General features: G+C 62.5%; 9 protein-coding genes. 5 read left to right on the top strand and 4 right to left on the bottom strand.

Going from position 1 to position 11,388, the window contains the following annotated elements:
* Nucleotides 1-254: 254 nt before the first annotated feature.
* On the bottom strand, nt 255-1,451 hold the full coding sequence (locus tag K8U03_16165; protein MCE9606430.1) for a nucleoside monophosphate kinase: 1,197 nt from the start codon (nt 1,449-1,451) through the stop codon (nt 255-257).
* A gap of 272 nt (nt 1,452-1,723) precedes the next feature.
* Between K8U03_16165 and K8U03_16160 the strand changes: the two genes are divergently transcribed.
* The 4 genes from K8U03_16160 (at nt 1,724) to K8U03_16145 (ending at nt 7,881) form a co-directional block, all read left to right on the top strand.
* Nucleotides 1,724-2,611 carry a cation diffusion facilitator family transporter gene (locus K8U03_16160; GenBank protein MCE9606429.1) on the top strand — a complete coding sequence of 296 codons (888 nt, stop codon included), beginning with the start codon at nt 1,724-1,726 and terminating at the stop codon, nt 2,609-2,611.
* 232 nt (nt 2,612-2,843) lie between these two features.
* Nucleotides 2,844-5,189, top strand: a complete 2,346-nt coding sequence (locus tag K8U03_16155; protein ID MCE9606428.1) for a DUF1592 domain-containing protein — start codon at nt 2,844-2,846, stop codon at nt 5,187-5,189.
* Nucleotides 5,190-5,400: 211 nt separating this feature from the next.
* Complete coding sequence (locus K8U03_16150) at nt 5,401-6,669, top strand: DUF1552 domain-containing protein (GenBank protein ID MCE9606427.1); 1,269 nt, start codon at nt 5,401-5,403, stop codon at nt 6,667-6,669.
* Between the two features lie 129 nt (nt 6,670-6,798).
* The gene (locus K8U03_16145) at nt 6,799-7,881 is read left to right on the top strand and encodes a sugar kinase (GenBank protein ID MCE9606426.1); all 1,083 of its coding nucleotides are present in this window, start codon (nt 6,799-6,801) and stop codon (nt 7,879-7,881) included.
* Nucleotides 7,882-8,009: 128 nt separating this feature from the next.
* On the opposite strand, the gene K8U03_16140 is transcribed toward K8U03_16145, so the two are convergent.
* The 3 genes from K8U03_16140 to K8U03_16130 form a co-directional block, all read right to left on the bottom strand.
* A complete protein-coding gene (locus tag K8U03_16140; GenBank protein ID MCE9606425.1) occupies nt 8,010-8,219 on the bottom strand; it encodes a type II toxin-antitoxin system HicA family toxin in 210 nt (69 codons plus the stop codon).
* Complete coding sequence (locus tag K8U03_16135; protein ID MCE9606424.1) at nt 8,212-8,424, bottom strand: type II toxin-antitoxin system HicB family antitoxin; 213 nt, start codon at nt 8,422-8,424, stop codon at nt 8,212-8,214. The genes K8U03_16140 and K8U03_16135 overlap by 8 nt, the downstream gene beginning before the upstream one ends.
* Before the next feature lie 136 nt (nt 8,425-8,560).
* Complete coding sequence (locus K8U03_16130; protein MCE9606423.1) at nt 8,561-9,874, bottom strand: DUF1080 domain-containing protein; 1,314 nt, start codon at nt 9,872-9,874, stop codon at nt 8,561-8,563.
* A gap of 215 nt (nt 9,875-10,089) precedes the next feature.
* On the opposite strand from K8U03_16130, the gene K8U03_16125 reads away from it, so the two are divergent.
* Nucleotides 10,090-11,298 carry a Gfo/Idh/MocA family oxidoreductase gene (locus tag K8U03_16125; protein MCE9606422.1) on the top strand — a complete coding sequence of 403 codons (1,209 nt, stop codon included), beginning with the start codon at nt 10,090-10,092 and terminating at the stop codon, nt 11,296-11,298.
* Nucleotides 11,299-11,388: the final 90 nt, after the last annotated feature.

Here is an 11,388-nt window from a genome sequence, read left to right as displayed (position 1 = left end):
ACAGACGACTTCACACAACCACAGCGGCTTCGTTAGAGAACGACGCATGAGGTTACGGCACGCGGAGCGTGCCTACAACGTTGCAGGCACGCTCCGCGTGCCGTTGCCACGAACGATAGGGAACGATCGTCACCGTGCGGCCCCGGATATGCATCCGGGGCTATTGAACGGAGGCTACTTGCGTTGCATTGCTGCACTTAGCTCGAACGGCGCACGTGGCTGACGGCACGTGGAACGTGCCTGCTACTTTCGCCCTACCCGCGGCGGATTTCCGACCCTTTGAAGTAGATTTGGATGCGGTACACCGTCTTCAGTCGGCGGTGGATCTGGCCCGTCTTCAGGTCGATGCGTTCGGGGATTTCTTGGATGTTCTTATCCACGACGGCGTGAAAACCGCGCTCCGAGAAGATGTCGATCAGCATGCTGAGCACCAGCGGATCCTCGAAGATCGGATCTTCCGAATTGACGACCGCACGGCCCGACAGCGCGTGCCGCGCGATGATCGGAATGAATTTCGATTTGATGATCTCGACCGTGCGGACGAAGAGGGCCGTGTGTTCGAGCTCGTAGCTGTCGAGCCGGCGCACGAGCTCTTGCCGCGCGTGCAGGATGATCTCTTCCGCCAGCGGCAACGGGCCGAGCCGATCGTAGGTCCGCTGCTCGAGTTCGAGCGAGCTTTGGTATTGCAGCTCTTTGAGGATGTTCTCTTCGACTTCATCGATCGGCCCTTCGGCGTTGATGAAGTGGTAGTGATAGATATCCTTGAGCGATTGGAGCGCGTCCCACGTTTGCTCTTTGAAGACCCGATAGCGGCGGCGCGCGGTCTCTTCGCTGAGGTCGGTCGGGCGGAGTTCGAGGGTTCTCCCGACACCGGTCTCTTCGACCTCGCGATTGTGCGCCGCGACCTTCACGCCGCGCGCCAACTGTCGCTCGATGCTGCTCCGTTCGCTGACGAATAGCACCATCGCGTGGATCGTCGGCCGGCGAAAGTGCATCGCGTGCGGCGTGTTCTCGAACTCGTTGTGCAGCTGGTTGATCTTGTCGACCAGCAGCTTCAAGCATTCCACCTGCACGCGCGTGCGCGGAAAGCCGTCGAGCAAGGCTCCGTCGCGAAATTCCGGTTGCAGCAACTTGCGCAAGAGAATTCCGATCACTTCCTTATCGCCGACCATGTTCCCTTGGTCTTTGATCTTCTGCGCTTCGGGCGAAGTGAGCAACTCGCTGATGACGATCGGCGGCCGGGTCTGGCCTCGGGCCCGCATGATGAACTGCGTCTGCGTTCCTTTTCCGGCGCCGGGCGCACCGCCGAGCAAGATGATTTCCTTAGGAAACCGCAGGTTCTCGTGCCCTACTTCTTCTTCGAGCGATTCCCAAACCGTGTGGAAGATGACGTGCGCATCTTTGATTTCCAGGTCTTGCGAAGCTTTAACCTGCTCCGGTGGGGAACCCATAGCTCGATTCTCGGAAGGCGGCGATGACTGGTGCGAACTTCCGACGACGCAAGGGAACTCTCCTTACGGCATGATCGGCCCGACATGGCAGGGACTCGATTATGCGAGTTGCCGCACGGTTCGGCAAGCGTGCCGGCGTGCGGCAAGGGAAATCGCTCGTAATCGGACGAAACGATTCCTACTGTCGAGTTTGCCGCAGACCCGCTCACCGATGGCCCGTTCACCGTGGCCGGCTCGCCCCGGCCGCGGCCTCGGCGTTGTATACTGCGAGCATGAATTCCATCGATTCCGGATTTCGGGCCGTGACGATCGGCATCGGCGTCAACGTCGCGCTCGCCGTGATGAAGATCGTCGCCGGCATCGCGGGAAACTCCTACGCTCTGATCGCCGACGGGATCGAATCGACCGGCGACATCCTCGCCTCGATGATCGTCTGGAGCGGCCTGCGTATCGCGGCCCGACCGGCCGACGACTTGCACCCCTACGGACACGGCAAAGCGGAGTCGATCGCCGGCATGCTCGCGGCGATGGGCTTGCTCCTCGCGGCCGGGCTGATCGCCGTACAGAGCATCCACGAGATTCGCGTGGCCCATCGCGCGCCGGCTTGGTTCACGCTGCCGGTCTTGGTCGTGGCGATCGTGGCGAAGATCGCCATCGCGCGGTTCGTTTCCGGCATCGGGCGGAATCTCGCAAGCACTTCGCTCAAGGTCGACGCCTGGCACCATCATTCCGACGCGATCACCTCGGCCGCGGTATTGGTCGGCATCTCGATCGCGCTGCTCTGCGGGCCGGGCTACGAAAGCGCCGACGCCTGGGCCGCGCTCCTCGCCTGCACGGTGATGGCGCTCAACGGCGGCTTGCTGCTGCGCACCGCCGTGCAAGAGATCATGGATGCGACGGTGCCGGCCGAGATACAAGAGGCGATCCGCTCGGCGGCGGCCGGCGTCGAAGGGGTCGAGGCGATCGAGAAGGTGCGCGTGCGCAAAAGCGGCCTCGGCTTGTTTATGGATATTCATGTTCACGTCGACGGAGCGATCAGCGTCACCGCCGGGCACACGATCGCCCATCGGGTGAAAGACCGGCTGCTTGCCTCGGGCCTCCGGATTCAAGACGTCGTGGTGCATATCGAGCCTCGGCGAACGTTAACCCGCAGTCGTTAGCGAGGCAAAACCGGTATAAAACCCAGCGAGAAATTCCGGCCTGCCTCGGTTATAATCGCTGTTTCCGGTTCGGCGACCGGGTTCCGCCGTAGCTCCGCCACCGCTTGGTCCCGTAGCGATGCCCATGCCGCTTGCGCGTTTGATATCGAACTGCTTGATGCTCGTCGCCGCGACACACGTCGCCACGATGTCGTTGCTTTCGGCCGCGCGCGGTGCCGCTCCGCCGTCGCCGATGAAGGGGTTCATCGACACGAATTGCACGTCGTGCCACGACAAGGCTACGCCCGACGGCGGGCTCGATCTGTCGTCGCTTACTTGGAACCCGAGCGATCCGAAAAACTTCGCGCAATGGGTCGAGGTGTTCGATCGGGTGAATCAGGGAGAGATGCCGCCGGTCGGCGAGGCCCGTCCGCCGGCAGCGCTGCAGACTGCGTCGCTGGGCTCGCTCCGCGCGGCGCTCATCGATGTGAGCCGAGCCCGCCGAGAGAAGGAAGGGCGCGTCGGCATGCGCCGCTTGAACCGCGTCGAATACGAAAAGACGTTGCACCATCTGCTCGACATCGACGCCCCCCTCAAAGAAATCCTTCCCGAAGAAAACGCCGTCGGCGGCTTCGACACGGTTGCCGAAGGGCTACGGATCTCGCCGCTGCACTTGGAAAAATACTTGGAAGCGGCCGACACGGCGCTCGACCTCGGCATCCGCCTGACGCGCAAGCCCGAGAAGCTCGTGCAGCGGTTCATCTACAAAGAGCAGGAAGGGGTCAAGAAGAACCTCGATTCGGAACACGCGCTCTGTTTGGAAGTTCCGAACGGCATCGTGATGTTCGGCGACGCTTCGTACATCACGAAGATCTTCGGCCTGCGTATTCCGCAAACCGGCTTGTATCGTATCCGGGCTTCGGGCTTCTCGCATAAGTCGCAGAAGCCGACGATCTTGCAATTCTACGCCGGCAACTATCGCCAAGGTTCGGCGCGGCTAGTCGGCTACTTCGACATGCCGATCTCCGGTTCGCGCGAAGTCGACTTCGTGACGAAGCTCGAAGCAAGCGAGTATTTCTATCCCGCGCCGGCCGATCTGATAGCCGATCCCGACACGAAGAAGGGGCTCTACAACGTCGGCGCGAAGAACTGGAACGGCTCGGGCACCGGCATGGAGTGGATCGAGTTCGAAGGACCGCTCGGCGATACGTGGCCGCCGGCCGGCACCACCGCTTTGTTTCCCGGCGCGACCTTCGAGACGAATGTCGCGGGCGACCGACGCAAATGGGACCCGAGCGCCATTTGCTACGACATCGCGTCGAAAGACCCGCGCGCCGACGCCGCGAAAGCGCTGACCGCGTTCGCCGTGCGCGCCTTCCGCCGGCCGCTTGCGCCGGGCGAGATCGATCGGTTCTTGAAGCTTTCCTATGAAGCGCTCGACGCCGGGCAATCGTTCGACAAGTCGGTGCGCGTCGGCCTGCGAGCCATTCTCGTTGCGCCGCAGTTCCTCATGCTCGAAGAACATCCGGGCCGACTCGACGACTATGCCCTCGCCGCGCGGCTGTCGTATTTCCTGTGGAGTTCGCTCCCGGACGACGAGTTGATCGCGGTCGCGGCGGCGAAGAAGTTGTCGCAACCCGCCGTGTTGCGAGCGCAAACCGAGCGCCTGCTCGCGAGCCCGAAGGCGCGGGCCTTCACCGAGAATTTCGTCGGCCAATGGTTGGAGTTGCGCAACATCGACGCCACGGCGCCGGACGCGCGGATGTATCCCGAATACGATCCGCTGCTCCGCATCTCGATGATTCGCGAGACCGAAGACTTCTTCACGGAAGTGCTACGCGAAGACCTCGGCGTGGCGAACTTCATCCACTCCGACTTCGCGATCATCAATCGCCGGCTGGCGGATCACTACAAGATCGCGGGGGTCGAAGGAGAGCAATTCCGCAAAGTGAAGTTGCCGGCCGATTCGCATCGCGGCGGACTTCTGACGCAAGCGAGCATCTTGAAAGTCACGGCCAACGGCACCGTCACGTCTCCCGTCTTGCGCGGAGCATGGGTGATGAAACATCTCCTGGGGCAGCCCCCGGCTCCGCCGCCGGCCGATGTCGGCTCGATCGAGCCCGACACGCGCGGCACGACGACGGTGCGCGAGCAGTTGGCGAAGCATCGGAGCGTCGAGTCGTGCAACACCTGCCATCGGACGATCGATCCACCGGGCTTCGCGTTGGAAAACTTCGACGTCATCGGCAGCTGGCGGGAGCGATATCGTTCGCAAGGGAAAGGAGACCAGGTCGTCGAACTGTTCCGCGGCAAGCACGTGGGCTATAAGCACGGCCCGGCGGTCGACGCGAGCGGCGACCTGCCCGACGGCGCGAAGTTTAAGAACATCGACGACTTCAAGAAATACCTGCTCACGCAAACCGAGCAAGTGGCCCGCGCGCTCACGAACAACTTGCTCGCCTACGGCACCGGCGCGACGGTCGAATTCGCGGATCGAGAAGCGGTCGAAAAGATTCTGCACAACGCCCGTTCACGCAACTACGGCTTCCGCACGTTGGTGCATGAAGTCGTGCAATCGGAATTGTTTCAGACGAAGTGAGCGGAAGGGGTCAGGGGTCGGAGGTCAGGGGTCAGTGATAAAACCCTTCTCCCGGCGGGAGAAGGTGGCCGAAGGCCGGATGAGGGGTCCGGTCGATCGAGTTTCGAAGAAGGTCGATTGAATTAGAGAGTAAGAAGCAGCTACGCCCCTCACCCCGGCCCTCTCCCGATGGGAGAGGGAGATATTGCAACTAGGAATTTAAGTCATGACTATGCCTCTCTCGCGGCGCATGTTTCTTCGAGCCGGCGGTATCGCCCTCGGGCTTCCCGCGCTCGATGCGATGCTCCCCGTCACGCTCCGCGCGGCGCGTGCCGCCGCGGCTGCGGCGCCGAAGCGCATGGTGACGATCTGCACGAACCTGGGCATCCACACGCCGTATCTCTTTCCGACGACGACCGGCCCGGACTATGCCCCGACGCCGTATCTCGAACTCCTCAAGGATCATCGCAAGGAATTCACCGTCTTCTCCGGCATGTCGCATCCCGAGCAAGCCGGCGCAAACGGCCACTCTTCCGAAATGACCTGGCTCACGGCCGTCCGCAATCCCGGCCTCAGCGGCTTTCGCAATGCGATCTCCCTCGACCAGTTCGCGGCCGAGAAGTTCGGCTACGAAACGCGCTACCCGTCGCTCGTCTTGAGCAGCACCGGCACCAGCAGCCAATCGTTTACGCGCTCGGGCGTCAGTATTCCGGCCGAGTATTCGCCGGCGAAGGTGTTCGCCAAGTTGTTCCTCGACGGCAAGGCCGCCGAGATCGAAGCGCAGAGCGAGCAGCTACGCCAAGGCCGGAGCATTCTCGACGCCGTGGCCGACGAATCGAAGCGGCTCGAGCGCCGCGTCGGGCCGGCCGATAAAGACAAGCTCGACGAATACTTCACCTCGGTGCGCGAGATGGAGCTGCGGATCTCGAAGTCGCAAGAGTGGGTTCGCCGGCCGAAGCCGAAGGTCGACGCCCAACAGCCGACCGATAGCAAAGTCGACGCCGATCTCATCAACAGGATCAAGCTGATCCTCGAGCTGGTGCCGCTCGCCTTGCAAACCGATTCGACCCGCGTGATCGCCGTCACGGTGCAAGGCCGCGGCGACGTGCCGCTGGTGCCGGGCGTGAGCGTCGACCATCACGGCCTGTCGCACCACGGGCAAGATCCCGAGAAGCTCGCGCAGCTGAAGCTCGTCGAGTCGGAGATGTTCAAGGGCTTGAACGTTCTGCTCTCGTCGCTGAAATCGAAACGGGAGGGAGCGGGCAGCGTGCTCGACAACACCTCGGTGCTGTTCGGCAGCAACCTCGGCAACGCCAACGCTCACGACTCGCGCAACCTGCCGATCGTCTTCGCCGGCGGCGGCTTCAAACACGCGGGTCACGTCGCCTACGACCCGAAGAACAACAAGCCGTTCTCGAACCTCTTCGTTTCGATGCTGCAACGAATGGGAATCGAGACCGACAAGTTCGGCACCAGCACGGGGACGTTGAGCGAAATCTAGTAGAAGTCGGAAGTCAAAATGCAGAATGCAAAAGTACGGAGTTCGCCCGCTTCCCACTTTTGCCTTTTGCATTTAGACTTTTGACTTCTCTTCCCCACCCCCCCGACCTCTGACCCCCGACCCCTTCCTATGACCTCTCTTGCCGTTCGCTCCGATGCTTGCGATTTCGATTTCCTCTCGCTCGGCGCCTTGGTACATCGACTCGATCCCGGCGTGTTGCCGTTTCGCAAGGCCCGCACGCTCGACGTGCATGTGTCCGGCGGCGAGTACAACGTCTCGGCCAACCTGAGCGATTGCTTCGGCTTGAAGACCGGCGTCGCCTCGGCGATGGTGAAGTACGGCATCGGCGAATTGGTGCAAGCGCGGGTTCGCGAAATGGGTGTCGAGGCGTTCTATAAGTGGTTCGACCACGACGGCGTTCGCGGCCCGAACATCGCCACGGTTTATAGCGATCGGGGCTGCGGCGTTCGTCCGCCGGTCGTGTTCTACAACCGCGCCAACGAAGCGGCGGGCATGCTCAAGGCCGGCGACTTCGATTGGAAGAAGATCCACGCCCGCGGCGTGCGCTGGTTTCACTCCGGCGGCATCTTCGCGGCCCTTTCCGAAACGACGAGCGACGTCATCATCGAAGGGATGAAGGCCGCCAAGGCTGCCGGAGCCGTCACGTCGTTCGATCTCAACTATCGGGCCAAGCTCTGGTCGTCGATCGGCGGCGAGAAGAAGGGGCAAGAAGTGATCGCCAAGATCGTCGAGCATGTCGACGTGTTGGTCGGCAACGAAGAAGACTTGCAGAAGGGGCTCGGCATCGAAGGGCAAGACGTCGAGCATGCGTCGAAGCTCGACCCGAAGGCGTTCTTCGACCTGATCGGCAAAGTCGTGAAGAAGCATCCGCACATCAAGGCGGTCGCCACGACGCTCCGCGAAGTGCGCTCGACGAACCGCCACGATTGGGCCGCCGTGCTCTGGCTCAACGGCAAGGAATACGTGAGCCCGACCTGCGAGCTCGACGTGATCGATCGGATCGGCGGCGGCGACGGCTTCGCGGCCGGCCTGATCTACGGCCTGCTCTCGGGCAAGGACGCGGAACAAGCGCTCCGCCTCGGCTGGGCCCACGGCGCCTTGCTCACCACGTTCCCCGGCGACACGACGATGGCCCGCCTCGCGGAAGTGGAACAACTCGCCAAGGGTGGCTCGGCCCGAGTGCAGCGCTAAACAGTGCAGCGCTAACTGTCAACCTCCGAGGCGAGCGGGAGCAGTCATGCTCCCGTTGAACCCGCGCTCGATGATCTAAAGCACAAAAGGCCCGGCGAGAAACACATCTCGCCGGGCCTTGTGCTTCGTCACCCTCGCAACGCCTGAATGAACTCTTCGGAAGAAACCTCGGCCTGTCGCAAAACACCGGCCAACGTGCCGACCTTGACTTCGCTGTGCATGGGCACGACGCAGCCTTTCGATTCGCGCTTCATGATAACATGACTACCGCTTTGGCGCACCTTCCGAAAGCCAAGCCGCTGAAGCTCCGCGCCCGAAACGTGGGGTAGCTTAGGCATGCGCCGGCCCGGGGACCGTGAACATGGTCACGACCGGATGCCCGGTATTGGGAAGTGGGAACTCGGCAAGGTATAAGGAGGTCGCTTCCTTCAAATTGGCAACGGCCTCTTCCACGGTTTCACCTTGCGTCGTGGTCCCCGTCTCGGGATTGAAAGCGACGAAGCCCCCTTCTTCGGCCCGCGTGAGCACGGCGGTCAGTTCCATAGGAGAGCTCCCAGCTTCAAAGATCGCGATCAGGCCCGAGAACCGTGGCGCCTGCCGGATCATCCCGGCCGACGCCTCCTATTGATTATGAGACGACCCACGAGGAATCGCCAGTCTCGAATTCCCTGAAAAAGCCCTACAGCTTCTTCACGCTCACGTTGCGAAACTCGACGGCGTCGCCGTGGCCGGCGAAGCCGAAGAAGCCGCTGGTCCGTTCCTTGCCGGGATGCGGCGACTTGCCCATATATTCCGTGATCGTGGAAAGATCGGCGTCGAGAATCACGGAGCCGTTGAGTTCGACTTTGATCGTCGAGCCCTTCACCGTGACTTCTTGAAAGTTCCATTCGCCGACGGGGCGTTGATAGCCCTTCACGGCCGGCGCCATGCCGTAGGCCGAGCCGTGGACTTGGCGCGGATCGAGCTTCGCATACTTAGGCGAGCTGTCGTCGAGCACTTGCAGCTCGGTCATGCCGACGTAGGCCGTGTCGCCGGTGCCGGGATACCGAATCGCGAGGCCGTTGTTGCCGCCGGCCGGCAGCTTGAACTCCACGCGCGCCACGAAGTCGGTCAGCTCTTCATCGCGATAGATCGTCCCTCCCTTGCTCGGCTTGCAGCGGACGGCCCCTTCGACGATGTCGTAGTTCTCGGTCGGGCCTTTCCAGCCGTCGAACGATTTGCCGTCGAAGATCGGCGCGAAGCCGGAGCTTTCGTGCTTCGCGAGAATCTCGTTGGCCTCGGTCGCAGGAATGGGCCGGACGTAGACGTTCTTCCAACGGATTTCGCTGCCGTGCGTTTGCAATTGGATCGGAGCCGATGCGATCAGCGGCAGCTTGCGATCCTTGTCCCAAAAGTTTTCGAGCACGGCATGATCGACGACGAGCTTGTCGTTCAACCAGACGCTCGTCCGCGCGCCGACCTGCACGATGCGAAACGTATTCCATTCGCCGAACTTCTTATCGGCCAAGACCAGCGGATCTTTGCCCGGCTTTCCGGCGCGATTGTTCCATAAACCGCCAGAGCCTTTATCGGCGCCGAGCTTCCACTTGCCTCCTTCTTCGGTGAAGTCCCAAATCTGCACTTGCGGCGTGGCGCGCAGATAGATGCCGCTATCTCCTTTCGGGAGCATCTTGTAATCGACGAACAACTCGACGTCGCCGTACGGTGCATCGGTCGTGAGATACACGCCGTGGCCGTCGTTGACGAGCTCGCCGGCTTCGACCTTCCAATGTTGGTTCAGGTCTACCAGATCCTTCGCGCGCTTCTCGGCGCGCTCGGCATCGGTCATCGCGGCGAGTTTGTAGGGATCGAAGTGTCCCATGCCGTGCCAACCGGCGAAGTCCTTGCCGTTGAACAGAGCGGTGAAACCTTCGGGCGGCGTGTTGTCGGCGGCCCGAACGCCGGAACCGGCGACGAGCGCCGCGAGAGCGGCGAGCCAAAGCGGATAGCGCATGAAAAGAAATTCCTGAGAGTGAAAGGTGGGCGAGGTTCGACGACGGGCGGGAAACAAGCGGCCATACTATTCCGCCGCAGGGCGCTTTGCCAGCCTCTCTCCGGCGGGGAAACGGCGCGCTGCCCGAAGCGGAAGGCGCAAGAACCTTTACAAGCGACCGCCGGACGTCGATGATCGACGAGACTGATCGGTCGTTTTCTTTCGAGGTGCCTGCCATGAATCGACGCGACTTTCTCCTCACGTCCGCTGCCGCCGGGATTGTAGCGCAGGCCCAGGCCGCCGATCCGGCGGCGAGCGCTAAGCCCGCGGCCGAGCGGAAGCTCCGCGTGGTCGTCATCGGGCATACCGGGCGCGGCGACTACGGGCATGGCTTGAACACGATGTGGTCGGCCTTGCCCGAGACGGAGCTCGTCGCCATTGCGGATGCCGATGCGGCCGGACTTGCCGCGCAGCTCAAACTGCGCGGCGTCGAGAAAGGCTACGCCGACTACAAGCAAGCGCTCGCCGAAACGAAGCCCGACTTGGTCGCGATCGGCATGCGGCACGTCGACCAACATCGCGAGGCCGTGCTCGCGGCGGTCGCGGCGGGTGTGCGCGGGATCTACATCGAGAAGCCGTTTTGCCGCACCCCGGCCGAGGCGGATGAGATCGTCGCGGCTTGCGAAAGCAAGAACGTGAAGCTCGCCGTAGCGCATCGCAACCGCAACCATCCGGTGCTGCCGGCGATCGCGAAACTCATGGCCGACGGCAAGCTCGGCCGTGTCCTCGAAATTCGCGCGCGCGGCAAAGAAGACACGCGCGGCGGCGCGCTCGATCTGTGGGTGCTCGGCGGTCATGCGCTGAACCTGTGCGCCTACTTCGCCGGCAAGCCGGTCGCCTGCTCGGCCACGGTGCTGCGCGATGGTCGTCCGATCGTGAAGGCCGATGTCGGGCCCGGTGCCGAAGGGCTCGGGCCACTCGCGGGGAACGAGGTGCATGCCCGTTATGAGTTCGAGAGCGGGATCCCCGTGTTTTTCGATTCGATTCACGACGCCGGGACGAAGCAAGCCGGCTTCGGTCTTCAGATCATCGGCACGGAAGGAATCGTCGACATGCGGATCGATCAAGAGCCGTTGGCAAGTTTCCTGGCCGGCAATCCGCTGCGCCCTTCCAAGGAGCCGCGCCAATGGACGACCATCAGCTCAGCGGGCATCGGCGCTCCGGAACCACTCGACGGCATCGCGAAGCAAGTGATGAACCATGTCGTCGGCGGCAAGGATCTGATCGCCGCGATCGCGGAAAACCGCAAGCCGCTCTGCGATATGTACGAAGCGCGCACGATCGTCGAAATGATCGCGGCGGTCTTCGAGTCGCACGTTCGCGGCGGGGCGCGCGTCACGTTCCCGCTCGCCCAGCGCGACAATCCGCTCACTCGCTTGGGTTGAGTCCTTGGGTTACCGGTGAATCGACGACGATCGCGCCGCGGGCTGCTGGCGTAAAACCCGAACCGGCGTAAAATACGGCGGTACTGTCAC

The organism is Planctomycetia bacterium (genome assembly GCA_021413845.1).
Lineage (GTDB): Bacteria > Planctomycetota > Planctomycetia > Pirellulales > PNKZ01 > PNKZ01.
The sequence above is the reverse complement of the archived record's forward strand: the minus strand, read 5'-3'. Positions and strand labels throughout refer to the sequence as shown.